The following is a 26,355-nucleotide window of genomic DNA, read 5'->3' as shown; positions in this document are numbered from 1 at the left end:
TCCGATCTTCATTTCAACAATCCTTGAAATATGGAAATGGATGATTTATTGTTCGGGCATGGACTCAAACCTCGTTGTACGCGCCTTGAGCGCGCTCGCCCATGAATCGCGCCTTGCGATCTTCCGTCTGCTGGTTGTGGCCGGCCCTGATGGCATGGCTGCCGGCGAAATCGCTCAGCAGCTTGGGCTTTCCCCTTCCAGCCTGTCCTTCCACCTGAAGGACCTGTCACATGCAGACCTGGTGAAGCCGCGACAGGAGGGGCGTTTCATCATCTACACGGCGAACTTCGACGCCATGTCGGGCTTGATCGCTTTCCTGACGGAGAACTGCTGCGCCGGTGCAACCTGTGCGGCAAGCAACATCGTCAGCTGCTGCGGAGACAAACCATGAAACGGATGCACATCCATGTGGAGTTGGCCGAGATGACTATGTGCTTTAGCGCAGCGCCACTGCGAGAAATGCGCGCGATTGGCGAGAAGTCCACAGGGGAAGCCAATGAGCGGCACTGATACGGCGAACGGCGGCGCACGGCCGACGATCGGATTTTTCGAGCGTTACCTCACGGTCTGGGTCGCTCTCTGCATTGTGGGCGGCATTCTGTTCGGCCAATTATTACCCCGGCTCTTCCAGTCGATTGGCGCAATGGAAGTGGCTCAGGTCAACCTTCCGGTCGGTGTGCTGATCTGGGTGATGATCATCCCGATGCTGGTCAAGATCGACTTTGCCGCCATGACCCAGGTTAAGAGCCAATGGCGCGGCATAGGCGTCACGCTGTTCGTGAACTGGTTCGTCAAACCGTTCTCGATGGCATTGCTCGGCTGGATCTTCATCCGCCACGTGTTTGCGCCGTTGCTTCCCGTCGATCAGATCGACAGCTATATCGCCGGCCTGATCCTGCTGGCCGCCGCACCCTGCACGGCGATGGTCTTCGTATGGTCGCAACTCTGCAAGGGCGATCCGTATTTCACGCTCTCACAAGTGGCGCTAAACGACTCCATCATGATAGTGGCGTTCGCGCCGCTCGTCGCACTCCTGCTCGGCCTGTCTGCGATCGCGGTGCCGTGGGATACGCTGATCATCTCGGTTGGTCTATACATCGTGGTCCCGGTCATCCTCGCGCAACTGCTGCGCCGCAAGCTGCTCGCCGAAGGTGACGCGCATTTCCGCCAGGCGGTCGCGCGTCTCGGTCCCTATTCGATCAGCGCACTGCTCGCGACCCTCGTGCTGCTGTTCGCCTTTCAGGGGCAGGCGATCGTCGAGGAGCCGCTCGTGATCGCCATGCTCGCGGTGCCGATCCTGATCCAGGTGTTTTTCAATTCGGGCCTCGCGTACCTGTTGAATCGGCGGCTCGGTGTCGCGCACTGCGTGGCGGGGCCGTCCAGTCTGATCGGCGCGAGCAATTTCTTTGAGCTTGCGGTCGCCACGGCAATCAGCCTGTTCGGTTTCCGTTCAGGCGCGGCCCTGGCGACTGTAGTCGGCGTGCTGATCGAAGTGCCGGTGATGTTATTCGTCGTCGGCGTGGTCAACCGCTCGCAGCATTGGTACGAAGCGAAACACGGCATCAAGGGGCAAAATGTATGAGCGTCACGATCTATCACAATCCCGATTGCGGCACGTCGCGCAACACGCTGGCGATGATCCGCAATGCCGGGATCGAGCCCGAAGTCATCGAGTATCTCAGGACGCCGCCCGATCGGAAGACACTGAAGGGGCTGATTTCTCGCGCCGGCTTGACGGTCCGCGCCGCGCTGCGTGAAAAGGGTACGCCCTACGCCGACCTTGGCTTGGGCGACGCGTCCCTGAGCGATGAGCAGTTGCTCGACACCATGATGCAGCACCCGATTCTGATCAATCGTCCGTTTGTTGTTACGCCGCTTGGCGTGCGCCTGTGCCGGCCCTCCGAGGTCGTGCTCGAGATCCTGCCTGCCGGGCAGAGAGGCTCGTTCGCCAAAGAGGACGGCGAGCAGGTCGTCGATAGCGAAGGCCGGAGGCTCCTCAAATGACGCAGGATATGCCCAACCTCAGCGCACCGCACCTCGACTCGCCGGATCTGCAGAAACTCGAACCCCGCACGGCTTCGCAGCACCCCCCAAGAATCCTCCTGCTCTTCGGCTCGCTGCGCCCCACGTCATACAGCCGGCTGCTCGCGCTGGAAGCCGAACGCATCCTGCGCCATTTCGGCGCGCAAACGCGGGTGTTCGATCCGCACGGCTTGCCGCTTGCGGACAGCGTGCCAGCCGATCATCCGAAGGTGGTCGAACTGCGCCAACTCTCGGAGTGGTCGGAAGGGCAGGTGTGGTGCAGCCCGGAGCGTCACGGAACACTGACGGCCGTATTCAAGAACCAGATCGACTGGCTACCGCTTGAAAGCGGTGGTGTTCGCCCCACGCAGGGCCGTACGCTCGCGGTGATGCAGGTGTGCGGCGGATCGCAATCGTTTAACGCGGTGAACGCGTTGCGCATTCTCGGCCGATGGATGCGGATGGTGACCATCCCGAATCAGTCCTCGGTGGCGAAGGCGTGGCAGGAGTTCGATGCGGATGGCCGGATGAAGCCCTCGTCGTATTACGATCGCGTCGTCGACGTGATGGAAGAGCTGTACAAGTTTACGCTACTGATACGTGACCGCTCCGACTACCTGAACGATCGCTATAGCGAGCGCAAGGAAGCGCACCCGGAGCTTGCAACGACGCTGGCAGCCGCCGCCATGAATCAGGAAACGGTGCCCGCCAATGCGGACACCGACGACAGCGAAACTGAGTGACATCTGCGAGGATCGCGAAGAACCGATGCCGGCGCCAGGCAATCCGCAGCAGCCGTTGCCTTCAATCGAGATCAGAAAAAGGTATCCAACTCGTAATTCCGTTCGCCGGAAAATCCCATTGGATAGACGGAGGCGATAAATAACTCGCCGCCGATTTTGCGAATATTGATCGCAGCGCTCGTAACCTGTTTAGGCACGTCGCCGTTTTGCTCAAACCCGTAAATTGTGCCGTCTGTTACCGGAATATTTTGGATCCATTTCTGCGGGTTACCGAAGTTATTGTCCAACTCGTCGAGCGCTTGTTGTCCCTGTGTGCTGTTCAGCAGATATTGAGTGAGCCGGGCGGACGTATACCGATTCTCGGTACGGCTCTTTTTCAGCATATTCTTTTGGAGCGGGTTAAGCGTAACGAGGCCTGACGGGTGATCGCCACTATGATTTCGTTGCTCGATGTGTCCCCGGTGCATGTATTCATGCCCTTGCTTTTTTCCGGTATTGTTGTAAGGGATTCGACCGTCAGGTACTTGTCCGACAGGGCGGGGTGAGCCTGGCCCGTTTGTCAGTTCGTGACCGTTGCTACGATCAATCGCTCCCATGGCTTCTTCTATCGTGTAGTGCTTCTTCACATTCGGCATTTTTGTCACCCAGCGAAATGGATATGAACTTTAGGCGAGGATTGAGCGCGCCGTCTCAAAACGAGACGGTTTCTTCTGAAGCCTCGACGTTTACGGAACACTCGAGGCGTCTGTTTATTCCAGGTGCGCTGCTTTAAACCGATCGCTCGTCCTCAACTTACATTCATAGCGCTCACGGCGTGGGCTGAAAAAGGAACCACCTGGCATTGCGCATCGCAGAGGGATTTCGCACGAAGAAGATCGACGCGTGCAAAGCGTGATGCCAGGAACTCTCGAATGATGCTTTACCCAAAAAATTTTAATTCGGTTCCAACGCCGATTGAGCGGACGGCTCCGATCAACGCAAATGTAGACGCGTTGATTCAGGTTTCGCTTAAACCCGCAATCAACCGTTTTTAGCCTGCGCCAGCCACTGCTCGAGACCGACGCGGCCAATCCGCGCGTCGCCGAGCGGCACGAGCGATTGTTCCTCGACGAGGCCGCCGTAGTACCGCGCGGCGCGATCCGTCACCACCGGGCGCGCGTCGCCCACCGATTTCAGATAACGCGCGATGATTTCCGCGAAGGGCGCGCGGTCTGGGCCGGCGATGTCGACCGTGCCGTTCAGCGGCGCAGCGAGTGCGACCTGCGCGAGGTTCGCCACGACATCGTCGACGGCGATCGGCTGAAACAGTCCTTCGCCGATGCGCACGGTGCCGCTGTCCGTGCTGAAATCCGCGATACCGCCGATGAACTCCATGAACTGCGTCGCGCGCACGATCGTGTACGGCACGCCCGCGGCTTTGATCACCTCTTCCTGCGCGACCTTGGCCGTGAAATACGCGTTCTCCGGCGAGCGGTCGCAGCCGACGATCGATAGCGCGACGTGATGGCGCACCCCTGCAGCCGCTTCGGCCTTGCCGAGGTTGCGCGCCGAGGTGCGGAAGAAGTCGAGTACCGCTTGCGGCTCCCATGACGGCGCGTTCGTCACATCCACGACGACGTCCGCGCCCGCGAGCGCGTCGCTCAGGCCGTCGCCCGTCACGCTGTTCACGCCGGTACGCGGCGACGCGGGGAGTGCTTCATGGCCCGCCTCGCTGAGCAGCGCGACGAGACGCGATCCGATCAGGCCGGACCCACCGATTACGACGATTTTCATGGCAGATTCTCCAGAAGAGAGTAAAGGAACGCGCGGGGCGAGTGGCGTATCGCGTAAAAGTGTTCGCCGCCGTCGCATCGCGTGAGGCCATTGTGGAAGAATCATGCTCGATCGAAAAGTGCCAAGAATTATCGACCCGACTAGTCCAGCCCGTTTGCCGCTCACCTTGCCCGCGATACCGTCATGACCGTACCGACTCCCGCTTTGACCATCGAAATCGATCGACAGCAGCAGTTGCCGATCTATCTGCAGATCTGCGAGCGCTTCAGGACCGCGATCGCCGCCGGACATCTGCGTCCCGGCGATCGCGTGCCCGCGCTGCGCGGCCTCGCCACGCAGCTGAACACGGCGCGCGGCACGGTCGAGCTCGCCTACACGATCCTCGTCGACGAGGGCTACCTGCAGATGCGCGGCGCGGCGGGCACGTTCGTATCGCCGTCGCTGCCGGCATCGGTGATGCGCTCGTCGCGTGCGCAAGGTGTTCAGGATGCTCGCGGCAGTCAAGGCGCTGAAGGTGCCGCGACGCCGCGGACGCCAATTGAATCGCGCGATGGTCAAGTGGCGGCGCGCCAGCTGGCCGTCACCGTCACCATGAGCGGCGAGCCAAGGCCGTTGCAACCCGGGCTGCCCGCGCTCGACGCGTTTCCAACCAAGGTCTGGAACCGGCTCGTTGCGCATCGCGCGCGCAGCGGCGCACGCGCGATGCTCGCGTATCCGGACCCGGCCGGCTACCGGCCGCTGCGCGAACATATCGCTACCTATCTCGGGCTGTCGCGCGGCGTGACCTGCCTGCCGGAACAGGTGTTGGTGACCGGCGGCTACCGTGCGACGCTCGAACTCGTGTTGCGCAGTCTCGCCCGCCCGAACGATCGCGTGTGGTTCGAGGATCCCGGCTATCTGCTGGCGCGCGGTTTTCTCGCCGAGACCGGCGTGCAACTCGTGCCGGTGCCGGTGGATAGCGAAGGGATCGACGTCGAGCGCGGCACACTGCTGGATGCGCAGGCGCGCTTCGCCATGGTCACGCCGTCGCATCAAAGCCCGCTTGGGCACACGCTGTCGCTCGCGAGACGCATGGCGCTGCTGGACTGGGCAGGCAAGGCGTCCCGCTGGATCATCGAGGACGACTACGACAGCGAGTTCCGCTATCTGGGCCGGCCCTTGCCGGCTTTAAAGAGCCTCGACCGGCGCGATCGCGTGATCTATTGCGGCACGTTCAGCAAGGTGATGTTTCCCGGTTTGCGGCTCGCGTATGTGGTGGTGCCGGAGCGGGCCGTCGAGCGCGTCGGGCGGGTGGCGCGCAGCATGAACGCCGGATCGCCGACGCTATTGCAGGCCGCCGTGGCGGATTTCATTGGGCAGGGGCATTTTGCGCGGCATCTGAAGCGCATGCGCGCGTTGTACGCCGAGCGGCGCGTGCTGATCGTGCGCGCGCTAGAGCAGGCGTTTGGCGAACGGCTGATTGTCGATTTGCCGCCAGGTGGAATTCAGTTCGCAGTGCAGTTCGCCGAAGGCCCCAATGGCCCGGTCGACGATGTCGCCGTCGCCGCGCGCGCCCGCGAGGCGGGGCTCGCGGTGCTGCCGCTTTCGATCTGGTACGCGAATGGCCGCGCGCGGCGCACGCTGCGCGGCCTCGTGATGGGCTTCGCTAACATTACCGATGCGGATGAAGCAGGCCGTCTCGCGCGAACGTTGCGTGCGTGTCTGGACGGCTGACGCGCGGGGTATGTCTCCAGATCGCGAATTGGCGCGGCGCGGCACGCCTTCGCACGATGCGACAAGAGCGCTCTCGGAACGCTTTCCGTCCGCGTGCTCTATGCGCTCCGCGCAGCCGGACCAGCCGTCGCCGTCGCTTCGCCGGCCGCCAGCGCGGCGAGCGAGGCGAACACTGCATCTCCGGTAAGTTGGGCGCGCGCCGCATCGAGCGCTTCGGCCACCGTTGCTTCGCCCATTACGAGCCCCTGCAGGAGAAGAAACTGCACGCTTTGGATGCCGATCGAGCCGAGCGCGTAGCGCAGATACGGTGTCAGGAAATCCGGCTGCCGCGCGCGTTCGCCGCTATGCACGCCGCCCGAACCGACGATCACGATGCTCGGCCGGTCGCGCATCAGTCCGACCTTGCCTTCCGGCGTAGAGGCGAACGTGCGATGAATGCGCAGCGTGTAGTCGATCCACAGCTTGAGCGCTGCCGGCACCGTGAAGTTGTGCATCGGCGTGTTGATAATGAGCGCATCCGTCGTTTCGATTTCACCGATCAGTTGCTCCGAGACGTCGAATTGCGCGTTATCCGGCGTACGCGACGTGACAGCGCGGGCATAGTCGCGGGCGACGGGCGGCAGCGGTGCGGCTGCCAGGTCGCGTTCGATCACCTGGATGGCCGATGCAGCGGGTGTGGCGTGCCGGCGCAGCATGCCGACGATCTCGTCGGCGAAACGGTAGCCGTGACTCGCCTCGCCATGCGGGCTGGCATTGAGCAGCAAAATTCTCATGACGTTAGTCCGGCAGGATGGGAAAGAGAGGCGAGCGGTTCGACGAAGTGCATGCCGCGAGCGAGCAGTCCATTGCGGAAATAGAAGCGTTGCGCAAGCGGCATGTGCAGGCCCGTGTCGAGCACGAATTGTGCGCAGCCGGCTTCGCGCGCAATCTGCCGTACCGCGTCGAGCAGTTGCGCGCCGACGCCGCCACGCTGCAGGCTGCCATCGACAACCAGATCGTCGACATAGACGAAGCGGCCATACAGCAGATTAGTCAGCGTGCGATAACCGGCGAGGCCGACGATGCTGCCCGCGTCGGACGCAGCGAGCAGGCGATAGCCTTCGGCATGCTGTCTGGCCACCTGCGCGGCGAACGAGGGCGCGTCCGTCAGGTGCGGGCGCAACTGGCGCATGACGTCGAATGCGGGCAGCAGCGCATCGGGCGTGTCGAGGTGAACGAAGCGAAGCGAGGCGGGCATGTGTGTCTCCACAGGGAACGATGCTCACGATACCCCGCGCACGGCTCGGTCAACAGAGCCAAGAATCCACAATTCGACCGAGCCATCCGGCGCATGCGGTGTGCCGCCAGATAGCCGAACGGCGTCCATATCTGCGGCACAGCACACACACATGGCGGAAGTTTAGTCATCCGGCGCACATTGTGCTGCGCATCGTCTCTGTAGAACTCAGGACTGGGTGACGGCGCAATACGGGTACTGGCTCGGTGCGCGTCCCCGAAAAAACCAAATCGAAAAAACAAACGGGGAGTAACACATGTTGACAACATGGGGACACGGCATCTCACTCGCGATCATGCTCGCGGCAAGTGCTGCCGCGCACGCCGATGTGGACTGCGACGGCGGACGCGGCGGATACCGCTTTCAAACATCGGATGGCTGGTTTCAAAGCGACAAGCTGAAGCATTTCGCGGTCTCGGCGCCTTTCGGTGCGCTCGGCGCTTATCTGACACGCGACACCGAGCATCCCGTCATTTACGGCACGCTCATCGGCACGGTACCTGGCTTGATCAAGGAAGGCATCGACGGCACCTGCCGTAGCAGCGGCTTTTCCTACAAGGATCTGGTTGCGGACCTGGCGGGCGCGTTGTCGGGGGCATTGCTGACCAATTGGGCCATCACCCTCAGTCGCGATGCGCGCGGCCACACCGTCGCGATCTCCTATACCAATCGCTTCTGAGTGACGAGGCGCGATCACTTCCCTCCGTGACGCCTCCCTTTTGCGGAGGCAGGTTCGTCGAACGTGCGAGCATTGTCTTTGGCGCCGCTGGCATTCGCGAGGCCAGTTACGGCACCCGCGAACGCTCGATCACGCAGCGTCGAGCCAGGCAAATTCCGCAAAGCGGTAGCCCATCAAGCGTCCCGAAGGCGAACCGGCCAGCCCTTTGACATGGCTGCTATGCGCGTCGATGAAGTTGATGAACGCAGGAATGATGATGCTGCCTTTCTCGTAGACGATGGTCTGCATATCGCCGTACATCTGCTTGCGCCTGGTTTCGTCCTTCTCCTGGCGCGCCTGCACCAGAAGCTCGTCGAACTGCGCATTCTTCCAGCCAGACTCGTTCCACACGGAATCCGACTTGAAGAATTGCGTGTAGAGCAGATCGAGCGTCGGCCGCGGCAGGATCGAGCCGTAGGTCATTGGATGCTTCATCCAGTGCGTCGACCAGTAGCCGTCAGCGGGCACGCGGCGCACGTCGAGTTTGAGGTCGGTCTGCATCGCGGCTTGCTGCAACATTTGCGCGGAATCGAGTGCGGATTCGATCGAAGGCGGCGCCACCATTTCCGCCGCCGTGCCGGACAGATTGGCTTTCTTGATGAGCGACTTCGCGCGGTCGGGGTCGTAAGTGCGCTGCGGCAGTCCCGCGAGATAGTACGGGTGCCACGCGGGAACCGGATGATCGTTGCCGATGGTCGCATAGCCGCGCAGCAGTGTCTTTTGAATGCGCTCGCGATCATGCAGGGACTTGATCGCCTGGACGAATTCGGGGTTGCGGGTGGGCGTCGCGTCCTGACGCAGGATGAGATCGGTGTAGAGACCCGACTGGCTTTCGAGCACGCCGAAGCCGCCGGCGCGCTTGAGGCGCTCGACGTCCCGCGCGGGCACCGGCGAGACGAGCTGAATATCGCCGGCGAGCAGTGCGTTCAGGCGCGCGGCATCGTCGACGATGCCGACGAGCTGCACTTCGTCGAGATACGGCAGTCCCGGCTTCCAGAAGTTCGGATTGCGCGTGCCGACGCATCGGCCGCCCGGCATGAATTCCTTGCAGACGAACGGACCCGTGCCGTTGCCCTTGGAGAAATCCTTCGTGCCGGCGGCGACGATGACGAAATGCGGCACGGCGAGCAGCGCGGGCAGATCGACGTTGGGCGCGTTCAGCACGATCTCCACTTGTAGCGGCCCTGTCGCCTTGACAGAGTCGATGGCATCGGCAATCGATTTGGCTTTCGACGCCGTCATCGGGTCCTTGTGGCGCGAGAGGGAGAACACGATATCGTCCGCCGTGAGCGGCTTGCCGTCGTGAAAATGCACGTTCGGCTTGAGCTTGACGGTCCACCGCTTGTGATCGCTGGTGTCGAACGACTCGGCGAGTGCGTTCTGCACCTTGAAGTTGCTGTCGAACTCGGTCAGGCCGCTGTAGAAGATGAACATGCGCGAGTAGTCGGCGGTATGCGAGGCCTTCGCGGGATCGAGCGAATCGGACTGCGACTGGTTGGCCGTCGCGACGCGCAGGATGCCGCCTTGACGCGGCTTCGCAACGGCGGCCGCAGTCGCGGTCGTGGCCGCGCCGGCCCATGCGGACCAGCCTGCGGTTGCGGCGGCGCCGGCCGCGAGAAGCGTTTTCACGGCACGCCTGCGTTCGAGGTCGGGATTATCGCTGTCGGGAGGCATGGCCATGGTCTGTCCTTTGAGTTCTGATCGAGCGGGAAGGGTGTTCGCCTACATCGCGACGCAGAGGCGATACGCGTCATAGATCGCTGTATGGATGTCGCGCGACGCCACCGCGTCGCCGATCCGGTAAAGATGGAACTGCGCGTCGCCGTTTGCCGCCTGCAAGACCGGCTGCGCGTTTCCGCGGGCGAATGCGGCGAGGTCAATCTGGCCGTCGTTGACCGAGTGCACGCGGGCGGCCTCGAATAGATCGTCCACGGCGAGGGTCCCGCGTTCGACGACCACATGCTCCGCTTCCAGCTCCACGAGTTCGTCGGTCAACTGATGCCTGAAGATCGCGCGCAGCATGCCCGCGTTGTCCTGCCGCACTTCGCGCCGCACTTCGACGAGTTCGAGATGGGCGCGCACCGGCACCTGCCACTTTTCGAGGTTGCGCATCCACACGAGGTCGTCGCCCTTGCCGCCGGTTTCCTGCGCGGGCAACGCGTCGAGCAGGGCGAGGCGCACGTCGAGTCCCGCCGACACGAAGCGCTCGGCGCATAGATAGGCGTTATGACGGCCGGTGCCGTCGTAGACGAGCACGCGGCCGGCTCGCGGCGGTGTATCCGACAACGCATCGACCACCGAGCGGCACGATTCGCCGCCCGGCAGCGCGTCGAGATCGGGCGTGCCGCCGGTCGCCACGATCACCACGTCCGGGCGCTCCTGGAGTACGTCGCCGAGTTCGGCGTACTGGTTGTAGCGGATGTCGACCCCCAGCCGCTCCAGTTCGGCAAGACGCCAGTCGACGATGCCGATCAGATCCTTGCGCCAGCTTCCCGATGCCGCGAGCAGCACTTGTCCGCCTGCGCGGTCGGCCGCTTCGAGCAGCGTGACCCGATGGCCCCGGCTCGCGCACACGCGCGCCGCTTCGAGTCCGGCCGGCCCCGCGCCGACGATCAGCACATGGCGAGGCGCCGCGGCCGGCGCAATGTCGTGCGGCAGGAAGGTTTCGCGCGCGGTCGCCGCGTTGTGGATACAGGTCGCCTTCGTATTGCGGCAATGCGAGCCGCCGACGCAAGGGCGCGCGGCCTCCTCGCGGCCCGTCTCGATGAGCCGCACGAGATGCGGCTCCGCGATGTGCGCGCGCGTCATGCCCACCAGGTCGATGAGGCCCTCGCCGATCGCATAGCGCGCGGTGGCGAGATCGGCGATCTTGGCGGCGTGAAAGACCGGCAGCCGCACCGCGCGCCGGAACGCAGCGGCCTTGGAGAGCCACGGCGCGGACGGCATGAACATGCCGGGCATGCTGTTGACGACCAGCGACATCTTCGTGTCCATGCGTCCGTAGACCACGTTGAAGAAGTCGAAAAGCTCGCTCTGTTGCAGGATGCGGGCCATTTCCAGACTTTCTTCGAAGCTGCAGCCGTCTTCGAGCGCGAAGCGCAAGCCGACTGGATAGGCATCGCCGACTTCCTTGCGGATCGCCTCATGAACCTCGATCGCAAAGCGGCACCGGTTCGCGGCCGAGCCGCCATAGCGGTCGCTGCGCAGGTTGACGGCCGGGTTGAGGAACTGCCCGATCAGATGGCCGCCCGCATGCGTCTCCAGGCCGTCGAGCCCGCCTTCCAGGCAGCGGCGCGCCGCGCGTCCGAAGTCGGCCACGATGCGCTTGATGTCGTGCTCGCTCATCGCTTGCGGGATCGTGCGATGCAGCGTTTCGCGGCGCGGCGACGGCGCGAGCATCGGCAGCCACGGTTCGGCGTACGGATCGCCGCGCCGGCCGAGATGGGTGATCTGACACATCAGCGCGGCGCCGTGGGCGTGCACGCGTTCGGAGAAGCGCCGCAGATGCGGGACGACTTCGTCGACGCCCATGTTGATCTGCTGGAACGTGTTGGGACTGTCGATGCTCACGTTCGACGAGCCGCCGAACATGGTGAGCCCGATGCCTCCCTTGGCCTTTTCCTCGTGATAGCGTTGATAGACTTCTTGCGGAAATTCGTTTTGAATGAGACGGCTCGCGTGGCTCGTGCTCATCACGCGGTTCTTCAGCACCAGGTGCTTGAGCGTCAGCGGTTGCAGCAAGGGATCAGACGAAGCGGCTGGCCGCGCTTCGTCCGCGTTGTGCTCTGTCATGTCGGGACTCTTTCGATGGGTCTGCCGACAAAGTAGAGTTGCCCTGAAAGCGCGTCAATTTACATGTTCGTCAACGTGGATAACATGGTGTTAGCAGATGGGACTTAGACTTCCTTCGCTTCAGGCGCTGCTCGTTTTCGAGGCCGCCGCGCGTCACATGAGCCTCACGCGTGCGGCGCTCGAACTGAACGTGACGCCGGTCGCGGTGAGCCGCATGGTGGCGCGTCTCGAAGACGCGCTCGGCTTCCAGCTGTTCGCGCGCACAAAAACCGGACTGGCCCTCACCGACGAGGGCGCGAAACTGCACGTCGCGGTGGCCTTGGGTTTCGGCCAGGTGAGCGACACGATCACCGAACTGAAGAGCCGCAAGGAAGAGAGCGAGACGGTCACGCTCTCCATCTCCAGCGGGTTCGCGTCGCAGTGGCTGCTGCCGCGCCTCGAGCGCTTTCAGCATGCGTTTCCTTCGGTGAACCTGCGCTTGCAAGTGATGGCAAGCCGCCTGTACGGTCCGCTCGACGGTGCCGATCTCGGCATTCGTTTGCATAAGCCCGGTTCCGAGCACGATGCGCTCTGTTTCTGTCCGGAGCTGATCATCGCCGTGTGCAGCCCGGGCTATCTCGCGGAGCACGGCCCCCTCGACGCGCCGCGTCAGGCGGGCGGCCACACGCTGATTCACCTCGAGCCGACGACGCATACGTGGGCCGACTATTTCGAGCTGACGCGGGTGATGAACCATGCATCCGCGAAACACGCCAGCTACTCCGATCCGGGCCTCGCGCTGCAGGGCGCCATGCTCGGGCACGGGGCGCTGCTCGGCTGGCTCCTCGCGGTCGCCGCGCCGCTCAATACAGGGGCGGTCGTGCCGGCGTCGGACCGGTTGGTGGAGACGGGTTGCAATTACGTGCTGGAATGCCGTACGCGCGAGCCATCGGGATCGGTGCGCAAGGTGTCCCAATGGCTGATCGACGAGATGCGCGCAGAGCTGGCGAAGGTCGCGCCGATACTGGCGTCGCTGGAACGGATAAGGAGTGGCGCATTGAATTGATGCTGGCAGCACGGGCCGAACGTGAGAGTCGATCAGCGCCCGTGCGGCGAATGACGGCGTTTCGTCGAACTCTCGGTAACCCGTTATCATCGTTTTTCGTCCTCAAGGAGAAAGCGATGGGTCGCCCCGATTTCATCAAACACTGGACCGAACTGGAAGAACCCCATGCGCATTGCTATCGCGGCGATTCCGAGCCGATGGGCCTTGACGCGCCACTCTCCGCCGCGATGGGTATTACGCGGATCGGCATTCATCATGTGAGGCTTCTGCCGGGTCGGCGCACTTCATATCCGCACGCCGAAAGCACCGAACAGGAGTTCGTCTACGTGCTTCATGGCAAGCCCGATGTCTGGATCGACGGCGTTCTGCATGCTCTTGCTGAAGGCGACTCGGTGGCGTTTCCGGCCGGCACCGGTATCTGCCACACCTTCATCAACAATACCGATGACGAAGTCAGGCTGATGGTGATCGGTGAGCGGCCGCGCGAAGACAACCGTATCCGGTATCCGCTCAACGAAGCGCACGAACTGACGCGCGCGGACCGCTGGACGGACTGGCCGATCAGGCCGATCGGTGATCACAATGGCATGCCGGACTGACCGCGTGCGTGCTGGCGGACGGCACGGCATTGCCTCAAGGTCGATCGATTCGAATCGCCGGGACCTGGCGCCGTGAGACACCACCATACAGGCCGCAAGGCTGCGCCGCCGACGCGGCGCCTGGTAGGCGAGACCGCAGCCACGGCACAGGGCAATCCCGGCCCATCAGCGCGACTATGCGGAAACGATGCAGGAAAACACCAGGGTCGCTCCTGACGCTCGTCAGTATACTGGCCAACTGCCGGACGCCGTCACTTCGGGAAGTCAGAACGAGTCAGGTCAGGCGCCGTTCGTCGGACTCAACAGGAGGAAGACAAAAATGAAGCGCAACGTTTCCCACTATCTGATTGCACTTGCAACGATCGTTGCATCTTCGCTCACGGGGCCGGCGTATGCGGATGCCGCGCATCCCGTCGTCGCGTTGCTGCCGGGCGTCACCGATCCTTTCTACTTCACGATGCACCGCGGCGCCGAGCGGGCCGCAAACGAAGAACACGTCCAGTTGTTATTCCAGGTGCCGAAGGCATGGAACACCACCGAGCAGGTGCCGATCCTCAAGGCGTTCATTGCCAAACGCCCGGATGTCCTGCTGGTTTCACCGGTCGACAAGCAGCAACTGATCGGACCGCTGAAGGAAGCGGCCGACGCCGGCATCAAGGTCATCACGGTCGATACGTATATCGGCGACGGCCACTATCAGACCGGCAAGGGCGACGCGGATTTCCCGTTGTCCTACATTGCTTCGGATAACCTGGAAGGCGGGCGCGTGGCGGCGCGCTCGCTCGCGAAGGCCATCGGCGACAAGGGCACGGTCTATTGCGAAAACAACAAGCCGGGCATATCGAGTACCGATGCGCGTGCCGAGGGTTTCCTCGACGAGATGAAGAAGCACCCGAACATCAAGGTGCTGCAGACGCAATATAACGAGGACGATGCGAACCGCGCTGCATCCCACGTCGCCGCGGTGCTCGCGCGCAACCCCGACCTTGCCGGCGTGTTCGGTGCCAACACGTTCTCCGGCAGCGGCGCCGCCCAAGGCGTCAAGGCGGCCGGCAAGCAGGGCGTTGTCAAGGTGGTGGTGTTCGACGCCGTGCCTGGCATCGACCAGCAGATCAAAAGCGGCCTCGTGGATATCGCGATCGCGCAGCGCCCGGATGAAATCGGCTATTACGGTGTGAAGTTCGCGGCAGACGTGATTCGCGGCAAGAAGATTCCGCCCTTCAAGAGCACCGGCTTCGTGGTGCTCGACAAGACGAACATCGATCAGCCTGACATGAAGAAGTACATCTATTCGAACTAGCCAAGCGCTGTCGAACGAGGACCTATCCCGGCGTGCGCCGCAGCGCGCACGCACGTCATTTCCGATTTCCCGGACGACTCGATGGACAACTCACGGCTCGACAGGCTCGCACTGATCAGCAGGCTCTGGCCCTGGCTTTTCCTGTGTGCGCTACTGGTGTTTTTCGAAGTCTGGGCGCGGATTGCGGATCATCGCTCGTTCATCTTCAACGCCTACAACCTGCAGTCGATCGGACTGGCGGCCAGCGCGCCGCTACTGCTCGCGATCGGCCAGACGTTCGTGATCATCACGGCGGGCATCGATCTGTCGGTAGGTTTTGTGATGGGGCTGGCTGCCGTGTGTGTCGCGCAATTCACGCTACTGGGCAGCGGCTCGCCGTGGATCCTGCTGTTCTCCATTCCCCTGACCGTCGGGGTATGCGCGATTCCGGGGCTCGTCAACGGCGTACTGATTGCGCGGCTCGGTGTGCCCGCCTTCATCGGCACGCTCGGCATGTATGGTGTCGCACGAGGTGTGGGTTTTCTGGCGGCGGGCAGCGGCATGACCGTGGCGGTGGACAATGCCGGCCTCGCGTGGCTCGGGCGCGGCTGGACGCCGGTGGCGCTGACCGCCGTTTTGCTGGTCGTGATGCATGTCGTGCTGTCGAAGACGCGGTTCGGCCAGTACACCTATGCAATCGGCGGCAATCCACAGTCGGCGATCCGCGCCGGCATCAATGTCAGGCGTCATCTGCTGGTGATCTATCTGATCGCCGCTGCGTTTGCCGCTGTCGGCGGCATCGTCTATACGGCGCGCTTTGCCGCGGGCGCTGCCAACGCCGGGGAGCCAATGCTGCTCGACTCGATTGCGGCAGTCGTGATCGGCGGGGCGAGTCTATTCGGCGGGACCGGCAATGTCATCGGCACGCTGATTGGCGCACTGATCATCGCGGTGATCGAGTTCGGACTGGTATTCATCGACGTCAACGCGTTCTGGCAGTTCATCGTGGTCGGCATCGTCATCATCATGTCGGTGCTGATCGATCAGTACAAGGAACGTCTCGGAGGCGCCCAATGAGCACCCCGATCCTCGAGGCGCGCGATATTTCGATCCGCTTCGGCGGAGTGGAGGCGTTGCGGCGCGTCTCGCTGCAACTGATGGCGGGCGAAGTGCTCGCGCTCGCCGGCGACAACGGCGCGGGCAAGTCGACGCTCATCAAGATCCTCTCCGGTGTCTACCATGCCGACGCGGGCCACTTGCTGTTCAACGGCTCACCCTTGCAGCTGCGCGACCCGCAGGATGCTCGCGCGCAGGGGATCGAGACGATCTATCAGGATCTCGCGCTCGCCGACAACCTCGATGTCGGCAGCAATATCTTCCTCGGACGCGAGCCGACGCGCCGGCAATTCGGGCTTCAGGTCATCGACCGGCCGCGCATGGCGCAGGTCGCACGCGAAGTGCTCGAGCGCCTCGATATCGTGATTCCCGAGCGCAAGCTCGGTGGTCCGGTGAAGATGCTCTCCGGCGGCCAGCGGCAGGCGATTGCGATCGGCCGCGCCATTTACTGGAATGCGCGTGTTCTGATCATGGACGAGCCGACTGCCGCGCTCGGCGTACCCGAACAACGCAAGGTCATGGAATTGATCGCCGCGCTGAAAGCCCAAGGCGTGTCCGTGATTCTGATCTCGCATAATCTTCACGACATTTTTGCCATTGCCGATCGCATCGTCGTGCTGCGGCGCGGTGAGGTCGCCGGCGAGCGGCTCGTGGCCGGGACTAACGGCGATGAGATCGTGCATCTGATCGTCGGCGATACGTACGCGAGCACTAATACGCGGGGATCGGGCCACTGAGCGATGCGCCGGCGGACAAATCGGCGCGGATCGGGCGACACATTCCCGAATCCGGAGCGACGACAGTTTCGTTATTGAGTCGCTCGCCACGGCAGCGGGAGGTTATTTGGTAATGGAAAAATCATTCCATTGGATAATTGATTTATAGCGGAATATTTGAGTTGTCGGAATTCAATGGAATATAAAGTTTCTCGCTTGCCAAAAGGGAATCGCGACTGTTCCAAGTTTAGGCTCCGGGCGTGCCAGTCGCGGAGCAGCCGTCATCGACCGACGATTGGATACTCAGTCTACCGCGTATAGCACTTCATCTATTTCATCAGACAATACGATCGTCCTTTTTTATTTCGCCAGAAACAATAAACTTTTTGCGAGGTTTGTCGTTAAAGCATTGCGCGACCTAAGAAACGCCCGGCCCGTTACTTTCGGTGCACTGAGAGATTCGCGTTCGCCTGTGTAGTGTGAAAATGAACCATGGATCGAACAATTTACGCCACGAACAGCATCAGATCCTCCCGCCACGCGCTCGTTCTGGTGCCCGCGCTGACCGTTCTGGTCCTCGGCATCTTGTGGGTAACCATACTGTTGCGCTTGCAGGTCGAGAAAGCTTCCGTGATGCGCGACACGCGCGTGGCTGCCCGCACGCTGGCCGATGCTTTAGAAACCCATACGTTGAAGACCGTCCACGATGTCGACGAGATCGCGTTGCTGGTCAAATACGGATACGAACGTACGCCGCAAACCTTCGATCTGGCAGCGTATCGTGCCTACGGGCTGATTACCGCGGACACGGCACTACAGGTCACCATTGCGGGTGCCGACGGCCGCGTGATTGCATCGACTTTGCCATTTTCGGGGACGGTTGATCTCAAGGACCGGGAACATTTCCGGGTCCACCTTTCCCCTGCCAACATTGGGCTCTTCATCAGCCAGCCTGTGATCGGACGTATTTCCAGGCAGTGGTCCGTTCAGGCAACCCGCCGTATCGATCGCCCTGACGGAGGTTTCGGCGGGGTAGTGATCGTCTCGGAAGATCCGGCTTATCTGACCGATGGCTTCTACAACAATGCCGCACTGGGCGAGCGGGGCATGATTGCCGTTTTGTCCGGTCGTGGGTTCATATTGTCGCGTCGTGCGGGTAATTCACCGAGCCGGTCTGGTGAGGCGCTGCCGAGTAGCTATGTTCCACTCGGCAAGACGGTGCTGGCCGACTTCTCCGATCCGATCGATCATGTCGAACGTGTGGTAGCTAGCCGCCATCTCGAGAAATATGGTTTGACCGTCGTCGCCGGCCTTTCCGTCGACGAGGCGCTGGACGATTACTACAGGATGCGTCGCGTGTATGTGACGATGGCCGCGACCATCACGGTGATGCTCGCGGCACTATCGACCTGGATTACTGCTCTGATCGTCAAACTCCTCAACGGTAAAGAAGAATTGCGGCGTCTTTCTCAAACGGACCGGCTGACTGATTTACCGAACCGCGGCAAAATTGTGGACCTGCTCGACGAGGCGATCGCGGCACCGGGCGCGGTCGGAAAAGTCGCTGTCATTTTTGTCGATCTGGATAACTTCAAAGACCTCAACGATACGTACGGCCACCAGTGCGGCGACGAAGTTCTGGCTATGGTGGCGGCGCGCCTCCAGGCTACCGTACAGGAGCGTGGCGTAGTAGGGCGCCTCGGCGGAGATGAGTTCCTTCTTGTACTCACGACTGACGCTATAACCGACGTAGTCGAACAGATGGTCACCGAATTGACGGCTGCTCTGCAGGCTCCCCTGAATTCACGTTGGGGTGTTGAGACGGTCGGTGCGAGCTTCGGTATTGCTATTCTGAATGCGGGTGAGGACTCGTGTGAACTCATCAGGAAGGCGGACTTCGCGATGTACCAAGCCAAGAATCGCGATCCCGCTTATCGAATAGATTCAAGCACAGACCGCATTCTTGCCGGGTGAGTCTTCCCTTGCGCGTGGCAAGAGGGACCGACTCGAAAACCACGCGAGGCCGCCGTGAGCTTCGATCGAAGACTTAATCAAGTCGTGCATGCTGGGTATCTTTCTGGATCGGCTCCTCGAAGCGGGCGATCCATCGCCAGCGCAACCTTATTCGATTGCTCGTTAGGATCACGAAGCTGAGATGGATCGCCGTTCATGGCAATGCTTACTTGCCTTGAATCAGCATGCCAAGCGGAGCGAGCGGGCCGACGGGCAACAGATCGAACTTCATCAGCTCAGAAGCGGTGAGCGGCAACGCATCCACTGCCGCCTTGGCGTGTTCGACCGACTGGACTTCCATGAGAAAGATCACGCCGGCCGCGTTCTCACGGAACCAGAACTGTTCGATCTTGCCATCGAGGTAGAGCTTGAGCGTGTCGGGAACTTCCTTCGGCATGATCTGCTGGCGCTGGTCTGGCGTGAGCGGCTGAACGAGCGATCCAATAGCGAAAACTTTCATGAGTGACCTCCTGAGTCAATCTTCATTGGGATGTGCAACGGGGATCACTGTAGCGGTCGGGCAGAAAAACCGGTATCGTCGTAAATGCCAACTTTAGGGTCGTTTACGCCATGCGCATTTCCATACTTGCCCTTGATGGATTGTTCGACACCGGGCTCACCGTCCTGCTCGACGCGTTCACGCTCGCCAATAAATTTTCAGCCCTGCAAATGGGCGGAACACCTTATTTCGATGTGTCGATCGTCGGCGTGCGAAAGAGGGTTCGGTCCGGACAAGGGTTGGTCATACCCGTGCACGCAGTCACCGCGGACTTGAAGCCGGACTGGGTCATCGTTCCTGCACTGAATACCGGAACGCCGGAGCAACTGATCCCAGCTCTCGATCGACCGGACGTGAGGAAAGCCAAGGCGCAACTGGTGGAATGGCATGCTGAAGGCGCGCGTATCGCCGCGTCCTGCATCGGGACGTTCCTTCTGGCGGAAACCGGACTGCTCGATCACCGGGAAGCGACGACCACGTGGTGGCTCGGTCCGCTATTTCGGCAACGCTATCCAAATGTTTTGCTCGACGAGTCTCGCATGCTGGTGCCGACAGACGTGGGCGTGACGGCCGGCGCGGCGATGGGGCATCTCGATCTCGCCCTGTGGTTGATACGCAAGGCTAGCCCCGAACTGGCGACCGTCGTCTCCCGTTACCTGCTAGCCGATATTCGCTCCTCGCAGGCGCCTTACATCATTCCCAACCATCTGGCGCAGGCGGATCCGCTTATTCTTCGCTTCGAACGGTGGGCGCGAGACCATCTCAAGGCCGGGTTCTCGCTGCAGGAAGCCGCCAACGCGCTGGCGACGAGCGCGCGGTCATTGCAACGCCGGTGTCAGGAGGTGCTCGGCAAATCGCCGCTGGCCTACTTCCAGGATCTACGTGTCGAACGTGCGCAGTCTCTCCTGCACGGCAGCGGTCTCGGCCTCGACGCCATCGCTGCCGAGGTAGGTTACGTCGACGGAGCGACGTTACGAACACTTTTGCGTCAGCGCCTGGGACGGGGAGTGCGCGATCTTCGCGCCGACCTGCGCTGACGGCGCTCACTTCGGTATTCGAGGTGGAAATCGCTGTGGTTCGGGCGGCCACGCACCGTCGTGGGTAAGAGTCCGCTTCCGGGCGCAGTAGCGTTCCGCACGCCGCTGCTGTTGTGCGCTTCTGCGTTACGCCAACGAGTTCGCCAGAGCGCGCAGAGTCTGGCTCGGATCATCTTCGATGGGCGAACCGTGCGACACGAGAATGCGTTTCAGCGACGGCAGTTCCGCCCACTCCAGAAGCTGAGCGCGCAGCGCCTCTTTATCCGCGACGAGGATCAGCTTCACCGGCTTCGGAATATGCGGTTCGTCTCCCGCGAACCCCATCATGCGCAGGAACCAGCCGCCGAACCCGGATTCATGGCGAATGTTGCCGACCAGATCGTTCAATACCAGCGTCGTGCCGTTCTGCGTGCGGATGACGAGCGCCGCCTCATGTCCACGCGTTCCAGGGACCGTGACGAACTGCACGTTCGGATCTCCGAAGCCGGGGTCCGTCGTGTCGACGTGCACCGCTTCTTCCACCTTCGCCCGCGACCCTTCGGGCGCAACGACCTGCATTAACGGGTAGCGCTCTTTCCAGATTTTTGCGTCCAGCCGATGATGGTCGTTGGGCACCACCAGAAAGGCGGGGCGCCCGTAGTCTTCGAGCGCTTGCATCTCGAGTTCATCGAGCGCAATTGCGCTGAATATGACCAGTCGCGAGTCGTTCAAACGCGCCACCGTCATACGTCGCGGGAGGTCGGTGAGCGGCATATGGAGTTCGCCGGTCAAGGTGAGAACGTTTTCGTCGACTTCTGTGAGCTTGCCGTGCGGCAAGACTTTCCACTGCTGAAAAGGCTTGGTCATGGTTGGTCTCCTTTGCTGGAGGCAGTCACCGTAGATATGCAGTGTGCGCGCAAATAGAGGACCGTCAAGCGGATGATGTGAATGACGCGTGTGCTCTCCGCGTCCATCGCACACAGGCTCTGAGCCCATGTGAAGCGGTCCCCAACCCGGTCAGAACGGCAACAGTTTTCGAACCTGATATTGCGGCAGGAACTATTCGGAAATTCCCTTCGCCTCCATGCTGCAACTGCGATGTACACTTTCCAGCAGGGGCATTCCACGGTTTCAGGGCCGGGCAGAACACGCAGGATCATCAATGAAAAGAATCTACGGGTACAAAGGCTTTGAGGTCACCGTGGAGCTGGAGCCGGTGTGGGAGACCGCGGGCAGCGTCACGCTGCTGCCCCCGCGCGGCTTCGTCGCCGTCGTGCAGGTCAGAACGATGGGCGCGGTGGGCGCAACGCGCCCCGTGGTTGCTCCGATCCGCCTCGGGGCAACCATCCAGCAACCCTTCCCGACACAGGCCGAGGCGCTCATGGCAGGGTATAGCGCCGGGCAGCGCGTAGTGGACGACACGTTCGCACGCTGACGACGGTTCGTTACTGAACAGTTCTGATTGGCGGATTGTTCCTGTGGCGGCCCTTTGGTATCGCCTGTATCGCCTGTATCGTCTGTACCCTCGAAGTCAAAGCCGCCGGACGACTCGTGCAAATGCTGGCGAGATTCCTGAACGAAAAAAAGCCGCAGACATCGCTGCGGCCTGAAAACACACGCCGCGCATGGAGCGCTGACGTTGATTCCATCCTACACATCCGCGTTTCTGAAGCAATCAGGTGTCTCGTCTGAGTATTTGCGAGCGGCCGTATTGCCGCGTCTGCCGTGTAGCGAGCCTGGGTCATCGCTGGCGACGGCGTTGCGCAATGGCCACAGGGCCAGTCAGTCGTCCGGCATCAGAACCACGGTATGCGGAGTTTCATCTGGCCGGGGCCTTCGCCGACATATCGTTCTGCCGGCTCAATGAAGCAGCCTTCGTGACGGTGAGGTTATCGTCGCGCGCGTCGATCCAATCGATCGCCCATTGCCGCGCGACCTCGATTGCCTCGTCTTCGGTTTCGAACCAGGCGAGATTGCGCTCGATGTGCATTTCCGTGTCCACATCGTCGTCAGGCGACGCCCGGATGATCCGCGCATGCGCGAAGAACTGACCAAGCGAAAAATCCGGGGTTGCGTCAATGACCCAGCCGCCGTACTCGTACTTCATGATTGCCTCCAATACCTGCTAAGCGCGATTCGAACAGACAACGCATGGATTCGTCAGGCTGTATTCGCTAAACCTCCGCGGGTGAATTGCCGACTTCAGGGTCGGTTGGCCGGGCAGCACGCAGCCCGTCGACTCTGCGACGCCATATCGTTATAGATCATTCGTGGTCGAACTGGCCGCGCGGAGCAGGGGCCAGCGATATGCACAAGGGTATCCGTGAGACTTGTCAGCGATGCTTCTGGTTCTGGAAAAGACGCCAGGTTTGCAAAAAAAATTTAGTCCGAGCGATCTCCGACCTGGCCGTTCGTTTCGCCGACTGCAACGCACGTCCACGTGCGGATCCCGAAGTGGCCGCCGCGTTGTAATCGCCGCCGAGCTCTGCATGCTTGTCCAGGTCGGCTCAATGGAACGCGGCGGGTGGCACTACGCCAAACGCACAGGGCGCTCAATTGTCATCCGACCTGGGCGGCAGATGCTCGTGCGGCACCGGCTCCGCTTCCGCAGCATCCGGAAGATCGACCTTGGTGCGTGGCGCAGGTTTAGGAGCCGGCGACCGTGTGCCCGGCGTAACCCCGCGGACGGGATGGTCCGGAATTCCTGGCCGGTGAATGGGGCGTGTGGTCGGGGTTGAGGGCATGATTTCCTCCTACGCGGACGTGACCAGCAACGACCATGATAACTCTGTCGGAGACACAGAACGTATCCGCTCAAGCCAGTATTTGACTCTCTCAGCGAAGCCACAGACGGCCGACATGGCCTGCCGAGCGCTCCGAGCGATAGCCCATCTTGTACCCCGGCGCAACGAGCCCAATCCGTGCGCTGTAATAAATATTTCGCAATTCTGGAGTAATGATAACAATAGGCTGGCGGCCTATAAATACGATATTCACATATAAATCGATCAATAGATTTCCGTTGAATTGGTGTTGTTAAGTAAGTGAGCTATTAAAACTGTAATATGCATTCCTGATAAATGCAATCCAGGCCGGTCGGGCTTCTCCGCGGTGACATTGACCGACAGAACATGCAGCGCGTTGTCCTCCGATATAAAAATAAAACCGATGGCCGTAAAAAAAGCATTTCACATATTGCGTTCAAAAATTGAGCGGTTATGATGGCGTCTCCGTGATTCGATTTCTCGCATGATTGCGTCACGGAGGGGGCGGCAGGAATATTTGCCGGCATTCACGCAGGAGAGGTAATTGATGCTCTCCGCGCAGAGAGACTAAATCGAGGAGACGCCATGTTGAGTCCCCATGAATTCGCCACCTTGATGCTCGTCAAGGACGCGCCGGACCAGCTCGAACTGGGCCGCGCTGAACTCGATACGCTGCTGGAGCGGCAACTCATATCACTGGAAAACTTTGCCTCAGGACGCCCGCGTGCTCAAGTCACAAGCGACGGCGATTCCATTCTCAAGGCCGTCGCCCGGATGCGCTAGCCATCTGCGGCGTGCGCCTCCCGGCGAACGCGCCGACGAAACAGTCATGAACGAAACGTCTCAGTTGCGGGTTGGTTTGTAGTGCCTGTTGATGTAACGACCGTCGAAGTTCTCGCGACGCATTCTGCCTGACAGGCGTCCTTGCGCTTTGATTTATCCACCATCGCGATCCGTCGCAACACACCCGTCCGACCGGGGGTTTCGTGCATCGGATCGAATTTTGAGGAATTCAACCATGGCTCTATCGAGTCCCGAGCAAGCCGCTGCCGCCAAGGCCAGCCTCGACGCATTCTTCGGATTGACCGGGAAGGTCTTTGAAGGCGCTGAAAAACTGGCCGCGTTGAACCTGCAGGTCGTCAGGTCCACGCTGGCCGAGGCGCAGGAGAATATGACGAAGGCGCCCGGCACGACAGACCCGCTGCAGTGGTTCGCGCTGCAATCAGGTTTCACCGGACCTTTCACGGAAAAATCGCTGTCGTACGGCCGGCAAGTGTTCGACATCGCATCGACTACGCAGGCTGAAGTCACTCAATTCGCACAGGCGCAGTACGAGCGTTACAACGCCCGTGTGCAGGCATTCGTCGAGGAAGCGGCGAAGAATGCTCCGGCAGGTTCCGAAGCGGCGATTGCTGCGTGGAAATCCGCGATCGGCGCCACCACGACTCTGTACGAAACGCTACAGAAGACCGGGCAACAGGCCGTGCTGGTCGCCGGAGATAATTTCGATGCGGTAACAGCCACAGCGTCAAAGGCCGCGCGACGCAACGCCGAGCAGGTTCCCGCAGCCGCCGGCGCGAAGGGATAAGGCCGACGCGGGCAGCGATGCCCGCGTTGCCGCACTCGATTTATATGAAGGAATACTTAGGGAGTGGCGGAATCCGGTTTTTCCAATACATCAAGTTCTTGACTGAATGCAGTGTGGCTCAAGTTATCTACGAGGCCAATTTTTTGCGAGGACGATTCGATGGCAAAGCAGATCGCGGTGGTGACGGGTGGAATGGGCGGACTTGGCGAAGCAATCAGTGTCAAGCTGCATGACGCCGGGTATGCAGTCGTGGTCACCTGTTCGCCGGCCAACACCGGCGCGAACGAGTGGCTCGCACGGATGGAAGCCCAGGGACGACAGTTCCGCGCGTACGCGGTCGATGTCGCCGACTACGACTCGTGCGAAAAATGCATGGCGCAGATCAAGGCAGAAGTCGGACCGGTCGATATCCTGATCAACAACGCCGGCATCACGCGCGATGCAAGCTTCAAGAAGCTGGACAAGGTCAATTGGGACGCGGTAATCCGAACCAACCTCGATTCGGTGTTCAACATGACGAAGCCGGTGTGCGACAGCATGGTCGAGCGGGGTTGGGGTCGCATCATCAATGTGTCGTCGATCATCGGCTCCAAGGGCGGCTTCGGGCAGACCAACTATGCGGCGGCGAAGGCCGGCATGCATGGCTTCACGAAATCGCTGGCGCTCGAAGTGGCGAAGAAAGGCGTCACGGTCAACACTATCTCGCCAGGTTACATCGCGACGAAGATGGTGATGGCGGTGCCCGAGGAGATCCGCGAGACGAAGATCATTCCGCAGATTCCGGTCGGCCGGCTTGGACAGCCCGACGAAGTCGCCGCACTCGTGCTGTACCTGTGCTCGCGCGAAGCCGGTTTCGTGACCGGAGCCAACATTGCCATCAACGGCGGGCAACACCTGCAATGAAGCCGATAGTCGGCAACGGAGGTTCCGATGAATGAAGCAGTGGCAATCGTCGTAGGTTCGTTCGTGATGGCGACGGCAGCCGTATTCGTCGCCGCTCACTATCACCAGGAGCAAATGCGTCGAAAACGACTCAGACAGATGGGGCACCATCACTACTGGCGGCATTGGAGCAGCGCCCGGCATTGAGCTGCGCTACCGCGCTTGCAGGCGCGGTGATCGCCCGCGGATTCTGCTGGTCAGCTCGACCAGCAGAATTCTCCATACCAAGACAACCGCCACCACGCCGCTTCTGTAACGCGACACGCGTAGGCGTGATCCTCCCATTCGTGCCATCCGACCGGATGCGACTCCAGATAGCGATTTAACGCCCGTCCGACAGTAGGAAAGAAGTGTTGCGAGGGCGATTCATGAAGTTTTTGTCGCCGCTTCGCGCACGGCCTGCAGCATGCGCTCGCGAAAAATCTCCGTGTTGGCGAAGAAGAACGTGGCATCCCACCGCGGCATGACGAGCCCCGGAACGCAACGGCCCTCAGGATTGCGGGCGACGTCGCGATAGCCCTTCATCTGATCGACGCGACCGCGGACGCCACGCACGCCACAGGAACCGCACAACCGCGAGCGCAAGCGCAACGCCGACGCCGTTCACGACCCCGTTCATCGCGACACGATCAGAAACCCGATCGATTGCACGAACTCTCAAGCGCCATTCAGTAGCGAAAAAAGTAGGAACTTCCGCGAACCGTGCCTTGTCCACGAAGCTCGCCCCCGCCTGAGCGGGC

General features: G+C 61.4%; 28 protein-coding genes. 18 read left to right on the top strand and 10 right to left on the bottom strand.

Features of this window, described 5'->3' with window-relative positions:
* The first annotated feature begins 58 nt into the window (after window positions 1-58).
* The 4 genes from P0D73_RS07905 to arsH all read left to right on the top strand — a co-directional run bounded on the left by P0D73_RS07905 (window position 59) and on the right by arsH (window position 2,765).
* On the top strand, window positions 59-391 hold the full coding sequence (locus P0D73_RS07905) for an ArsR/SmtB family transcription factor (RefSeq protein ID WP_132374118.1): 333 nt from the start codon (window positions 59-61) through the stop codon (window positions 389-391).
* A 105-nt stretch (window positions 392-496) separates the two neighbouring features.
* Window positions 497-1,582 (top strand): ACR3 family arsenite efflux transporter, encoded by a 1,086-nt coding sequence (arsB, locus tag P0D73_RS07900; protein WP_408310729.1) that lies wholly within the window; start codon window positions 497-499, stop codon window positions 1,580-1,582.
* Window positions 1,579-2,004 (top strand): arsenate reductase (glutaredoxin), encoded by a 426-nt coding sequence (arsC, locus tag P0D73_RS07895; protein WP_408310732.1) that lies wholly within the window; start codon window positions 1,579-1,581, stop codon window positions 2,002-2,004. The genes arsB and arsC overlap by 4 nt, the downstream gene beginning before the upstream one ends.
* Window positions 2,001-2,765, top strand: a complete 765-nt coding sequence (gene arsH, locus P0D73_RS07890) for an arsenical resistance protein ArsH (RefSeq protein WP_408430732.1) — start codon at window positions 2,001-2,003, stop codon at window positions 2,763-2,765. The genes arsC and arsH overlap by 4 nt, the downstream gene beginning before the upstream one ends.
* A gap of 71 nt (window positions 2,766-2,836) precedes the next feature.
* On the opposite strand, the gene P0D73_RS07885 is transcribed toward arsH, so the two are convergent.
* Both P0D73_RS07885 and P0D73_RS07880 read right to left on the bottom strand, forming a co-directional pair.
* Entirely contained in the window at window positions 2,837-3,400 is a 564-nt protein-coding gene (locus P0D73_RS07885) for a hypothetical protein (RefSeq protein ID WP_408430730.1), read from the bottom strand.
* 385 nt (window positions 3,401-3,785) lie between these two features.
* Window positions 3,786-4,538: an SDR family oxidoreductase gene (locus P0D73_RS07880; protein WP_408430727.1), complete on the bottom strand. Its 753-nt coding sequence runs from the start codon at window positions 4,536-4,538 to the stop codon at window positions 3,786-3,788.
* A 183-nt stretch (window positions 4,539-4,721) separates the two neighbouring features.
* Between P0D73_RS07880 and pdxR the strand changes: the two genes are divergently transcribed.
* On the top strand, window positions 4,722-6,251 hold the full coding sequence (gene pdxR / locus P0D73_RS07875; RefSeq protein WP_408430725.1) for a MocR-like pyridoxine biosynthesis transcription factor PdxR: 1,530 nt from the start codon (window positions 4,722-4,724) through the stop codon (window positions 6,249-6,251).
* 98 nt (window positions 6,252-6,349) lie between these two features.
* On the opposite strand, the gene P0D73_RS07870 is transcribed toward pdxR, so the two are convergent.
* Together P0D73_RS07870 and P0D73_RS07865 are read right to left on the bottom strand one after the other, a co-directional pair.
* Window positions 6,350-7,024 (bottom strand): FMN-dependent NADH-azoreductase, encoded by a 675-nt coding sequence (locus P0D73_RS07870; RefSeq protein ID WP_408310743.1) that lies wholly within the window; start codon window positions 7,022-7,024, stop codon window positions 6,350-6,352.
* Entirely contained in the window at window positions 7,021-7,488 is a 468-nt protein-coding gene (locus tag P0D73_RS07865) for a GNAT family N-acetyltransferase (protein ID WP_408176069.1), read from the bottom strand. The genes P0D73_RS07870 and P0D73_RS07865 overlap by 4 nt, the downstream gene beginning before the upstream one ends.
* Window positions 7,489-7,783: 295 nt before the next feature.
* Between P0D73_RS07865 and P0D73_RS07860 the strand changes: the two genes are divergently transcribed.
* Window positions 7,784-8,206, top strand: coding sequence for a hypothetical protein (locus P0D73_RS07860; RefSeq protein WP_408287556.1), 423 nt, complete (start codon window positions 7,784-7,786; stop codon window positions 8,204-8,206).
* A 129-nt stretch (window positions 8,207-8,335) separates the two neighbouring features.
* Here P0D73_RS07860 and P0D73_RS07855 read toward each other — a convergent pair whose 3' ends face one another.
* Together P0D73_RS07855 and P0D73_RS07850 are read right to left on the bottom strand one after the other, a co-directional pair.
* The gene (locus P0D73_RS07855) at window positions 8,336-9,925 is read right to left on the bottom strand and encodes an ABC transporter substrate-binding protein (protein ID WP_408430722.1); all 1,590 of its coding nucleotides are present in this window, start codon (window positions 9,923-9,925) and stop codon (window positions 8,336-8,338) included.
* A gap of 42 nt (window positions 9,926-9,967) precedes the next feature.
* Window positions 9,968-12,037 carry an oxidoreductase gene (locus P0D73_RS07850; protein ID WP_408430720.1) on the bottom strand — a complete coding sequence of 690 codons (2,070 nt, stop codon included), beginning with the start codon at window positions 12,035-12,037 and terminating at the stop codon, window positions 9,968-9,970.
* A gap of 97 nt (window positions 12,038-12,134) precedes the next feature.
* Between P0D73_RS07850 and P0D73_RS07845 the strand changes: the two genes are divergently transcribed.
* From P0D73_RS07845 to P0D73_RS07820, 6 genes are all read left to right on the top strand, one after another.
* Entirely contained in the window at window positions 12,135-13,082 is a 948-nt protein-coding gene (locus P0D73_RS07845) for a LysR substrate-binding domain-containing protein (RefSeq protein ID WP_408176075.1), read from the top strand.
* Between the two features lie 116 nt (window positions 13,083-13,198).
* Window positions 13,199-13,681, top strand: coding sequence for a cupin domain-containing protein (locus P0D73_RS07840; protein WP_408251057.1), 483 nt, complete (start codon window positions 13,199-13,201; stop codon window positions 13,679-13,681).
* 319 nt (window positions 13,682-14,000) lie between these two features.
* The gene (locus P0D73_RS07835) at window positions 14,001-14,981 is read left to right on the top strand and encodes an ABC transporter substrate-binding protein (protein ID WP_408430717.1); all 981 of its coding nucleotides are present in this window, start codon (window positions 14,001-14,003) and stop codon (window positions 14,979-14,981) included.
* Window positions 14,982-15,062: 81 nt separating this feature from the next.
* Window positions 15,063-16,037, top strand: coding sequence for an ABC transporter permease subunit (locus tag P0D73_RS07830; RefSeq protein WP_408287541.1), 975 nt, complete (start codon window positions 15,063-15,065; stop codon window positions 16,035-16,037).
* Window positions 16,034-16,813, top strand: a complete 780-nt coding sequence (locus P0D73_RS07825; RefSeq protein WP_408176081.1) for an ATP-binding cassette domain-containing protein — start codon at window positions 16,034-16,036, stop codon at window positions 16,811-16,813. Before P0D73_RS07830 ends, P0D73_RS07825 begins: the two co-directional genes overlap by 4 nt.
* A 471-nt stretch (window positions 16,814-17,284) precedes the next feature.
* Window positions 17,285-18,766 carry a diguanylate cyclase domain-containing protein gene (locus P0D73_RS07820; protein ID WP_408430715.1) on the top strand — a complete coding sequence of 494 codons (1,482 nt, stop codon included), beginning with the start codon at window positions 17,285-17,287 and terminating at the stop codon, window positions 18,764-18,766.
* Window positions 18,767-18,971: 205 nt separating this feature from the next.
* Here the strand turns inward: P0D73_RS07820 and P0D73_RS07815 are convergent, their stop codons facing one another.
* On the bottom strand, window positions 18,972-19,265 hold the full coding sequence (locus P0D73_RS07815; RefSeq protein WP_408176085.1) for a hypothetical protein: 294 nt from the start codon (window positions 19,263-19,265) through the stop codon (window positions 18,972-18,974).
* Window positions 19,266-19,375: 110 nt separating this feature from the next.
* Here P0D73_RS07815 and P0D73_RS07810 point away from each other — a divergent pair, with 110 nt between their 5' ends.
* The gene (locus P0D73_RS07810) at window positions 19,376-20,341 is read left to right on the top strand and encodes a GlxA family transcriptional regulator (RefSeq protein WP_408430712.1); all 966 of its coding nucleotides are present in this window, start codon (window positions 19,376-19,378) and stop codon (window positions 20,339-20,341) included.
* Between the two features lie 126 nt (window positions 20,342-20,467).
* Here the strand turns inward: P0D73_RS07810 and P0D73_RS07805 are convergent, their stop codons facing one another.
* A complete protein-coding gene (locus tag P0D73_RS07805) occupies window positions 20,468-21,187 on the bottom strand; it encodes a hypothetical protein (RefSeq protein ID WP_408430709.1) in 720 nt (239 codons plus the stop codon).
* A gap of 295 nt (window positions 21,188-21,482) precedes the next feature.
* Between P0D73_RS07805 and P0D73_RS07800 the strand changes: the two genes are divergently transcribed.
* Window positions 21,483-21,755: a hypothetical protein gene (locus tag P0D73_RS07800; RefSeq protein WP_132374139.1), complete on the top strand. Its 273-nt coding sequence runs from the start codon at window positions 21,483-21,485 to the stop codon at window positions 21,753-21,755.
* Between the two features lie 384 nt (window positions 21,756-22,139).
* Here the strand turns inward: P0D73_RS07800 and P0D73_RS07795 are convergent, their stop codons facing one another.
* Entirely contained in the window at window positions 22,140-22,427 is a 288-nt protein-coding gene (locus P0D73_RS07795; protein WP_408176089.1) for a hypothetical protein, read from the bottom strand.
* 1,243 nt (window positions 22,428-23,670) lie between these two features.
* Between P0D73_RS07795 and P0D73_RS07790 the strand changes: the two genes are divergently transcribed.
* The 4 genes from P0D73_RS07790 to P0D73_RS07775 all read left to right on the top strand — a co-directional run bounded on the left by P0D73_RS07790 (window position 23,671) and on the right by P0D73_RS07775 (window position 25,762).
* The gene (locus P0D73_RS07790) at window positions 23,671-23,868 is read left to right on the top strand and encodes a hypothetical protein (RefSeq protein ID WP_132374142.1); all 198 of its coding nucleotides are present in this window, start codon (window positions 23,671-23,673) and stop codon (window positions 23,866-23,868) included.
* 235 nt (window positions 23,869-24,103) lie between these two features.
* Window positions 24,104-24,673, top strand: coding sequence for a TIGR01841 family phasin (gene phaP, locus P0D73_RS07785; RefSeq protein WP_408430841.1), 570 nt, complete (start codon window positions 24,104-24,106; stop codon window positions 24,671-24,673).
* 159 nt (window positions 24,674-24,832) lie between these two features.
* A complete protein-coding gene (gene phbB, locus P0D73_RS07780) occupies window positions 24,833-25,576 on the top strand; it encodes an acetoacetyl-CoA reductase (RefSeq protein ID WP_132374144.1) in 744 nt (247 codons plus the stop codon).
* A 27-nt stretch (window positions 25,577-25,603) separates the two neighbouring features.
* The gene (locus tag P0D73_RS07775) at window positions 25,604-25,762 is read left to right on the top strand and encodes a hypothetical protein (protein ID WP_408176092.1); all 159 of its coding nucleotides are present in this window, start codon (window positions 25,604-25,606) and stop codon (window positions 25,760-25,762) included.
* Window positions 25,763-25,981: 219 nt separating this feature from the next.
* Here P0D73_RS07775 and P0D73_RS07770 read toward each other — a convergent pair whose 3' ends face one another.
* Window positions 25,982-26,140, bottom strand: a complete 159-nt coding sequence (locus P0D73_RS07770) for an STAS domain-containing protein (protein ID WP_408430707.1) — start codon at window positions 26,138-26,140, stop codon at window positions 25,982-25,984.
* Window positions 26,141-26,355 lie beyond the last annotated feature (215 nt).

This window comes from Paraburkholderia sp. RL18-101-BIB-B, assembly GCF_046026985.1.
In the GTDB taxonomy this organism is placed as follows: domain Bacteria; phylum Pseudomonadota; class Gammaproteobacteria; order Burkholderiales; family Burkholderiaceae; genus Paraburkholderia.
This window is presented reverse-complemented; position numbering and strand designations above follow the sequence as displayed.

Coding starts and splice junctions, on each gene's coding strand:
- P0D73_RS07905 (WP_132374118.1), top strand. CDS start 59: ATGGACTCAAACCTCGTTGTACGCGCCTTGAGCGCGCTCGCCCATGAA.
- arsB (WP_408310729.1), top strand. CDS start 497: ATGAGCGGCACTGATACGGCGAACGGCGGCGCACGGCCGACGATCGGA.
- arsC (WP_408310732.1), top strand. CDS start 1,579: ATGAGCGTCACGATCTATCACAATCCCGATTGCGGCACGTCGCGCAAC.
- arsH (WP_408430732.1), top strand. CDS start 2,001: ATGACGCAGGATATGCCCAACCTCAGCGCACCGCACCTCGACTCGCCG.
- P0D73_RS07885 (WP_408430730.1), bottom strand. CDS start 3,400: ATGCCGAATGTGAAGAAGCACTACACGATAGAAGAAGCCATGGGAGCG.
- P0D73_RS07880 (WP_408430727.1), bottom strand. CDS start 4,538: ATGAAAATCGTCGTAATCGGTGGGTCCGGCCTGATCGGATCGCGTCTC.
- pdxR (WP_408430725.1), top strand. CDS start 4,722: ATGACCGTACCGACTCCCGCTTTGACCATCGAAATCGATCGACAGCAG.
- P0D73_RS07870 (WP_408310743.1), bottom strand. CDS start 7,024: ATGAGAATTTTGCTGCTCAATGCCAGCCCGCATGGCGAGGCGAGTCAC.
- P0D73_RS07865 (WP_408176069.1), bottom strand. CDS start 7,488: ATGCCCGCCTCGCTTCGCTTCGTTCACCTCGACACGCCCGATGCGCTG.
- P0D73_RS07860 (WP_408287556.1), top strand. CDS start 7,784: ATGTTGACAACATGGGGACACGGCATCTCACTCGCGATCATGCTCGCG.
- P0D73_RS07855 (WP_408430722.1), bottom strand. CDS start 9,925: ATGGCCATGCCTCCCGACAGCGATAATCCCGACCTCGAACGCAGGCGT.
- P0D73_RS07850 (WP_408430720.1), bottom strand. CDS start 12,037: ATGACAGAGCACAACGCGGACGAAGCGCGGCCAGCCGCTTCGTCTGAT.
- P0D73_RS07845 (WP_408176075.1), top strand. CDS start 12,135: ATGGGACTTAGACTTCCTTCGCTTCAGGCGCTGCTCGTTTTCGAGGCC.
- P0D73_RS07840 (WP_408251057.1), top strand. CDS start 13,199: ATGGGTCGCCCCGATTTCATCAAACACTGGACCGAACTGGAAGAACCC.
- P0D73_RS07835 (WP_408430717.1), top strand. CDS start 14,001: ATGAAGCGCAACGTTTCCCACTATCTGATTGCACTTGCAACGATCGTT.
- P0D73_RS07830 (WP_408287541.1), top strand. CDS start 15,063: ATGGACAACTCACGGCTCGACAGGCTCGCACTGATCAGCAGGCTCTGG.
- P0D73_RS07825 (WP_408176081.1), top strand. CDS start 16,034: ATGAGCACCCCGATCCTCGAGGCGCGCGATATTTCGATCCGCTTCGGC.
- P0D73_RS07820 (WP_408430715.1), top strand. CDS start 17,285: ATGGATCGAACAATTTACGCCACGAACAGCATCAGATCCTCCCGCCAC.
- P0D73_RS07815 (WP_408176085.1), bottom strand. CDS start 19,265: ATGAAAGTTTTCGCTATTGGATCGCTCGTTCAGCCGCTCACGCCAGAC.
- P0D73_RS07810 (WP_408430712.1), top strand. CDS start 19,376: ATGCGCATTTCCATACTTGCCCTTGATGGATTGTTCGACACCGGGCTC.
- P0D73_RS07805 (WP_408430709.1), bottom strand. CDS start 21,187: ATGACCAAGCCTTTTCAGCAGTGGAAAGTCTTGCCGCACGGCAAGCTC.
- P0D73_RS07800 (WP_132374139.1), top strand. CDS start 21,483: ATGAAAAGAATCTACGGGTACAAAGGCTTTGAGGTCACCGTGGAGCTG.
- P0D73_RS07795 (WP_408176089.1), bottom strand. CDS start 22,427: ATGAAGTACGAGTACGGCGGCTGGGTCATTGACGCAACCCCGGATTTT.
- P0D73_RS07790 (WP_132374142.1), top strand. CDS start 23,671: ATGTTGAGTCCCCATGAATTCGCCACCTTGATGCTCGTCAAGGACGCG.
- phaP (WP_408430841.1), top strand. CDS start 24,104: ATGGCTCTATCGAGTCCCGAGCAAGCCGCTGCCGCCAAGGCCAGCCTC.
- phbB (WP_132374144.1), top strand. CDS start 24,833: ATGGCAAAGCAGATCGCGGTGGTGACGGGTGGAATGGGCGGACTTGGC.
- P0D73_RS07775 (WP_408176092.1), top strand. CDS start 25,604: ATGAATGAAGCAGTGGCAATCGTCGTAGGTTCGTTCGTGATGGCGACG.
- P0D73_RS07770 (WP_408430707.1), bottom strand. CDS start 26,140: ATGAAGGGCTATCGCGACGTCGCCCGCAATCCTGAGGGCCGTTGCGTT.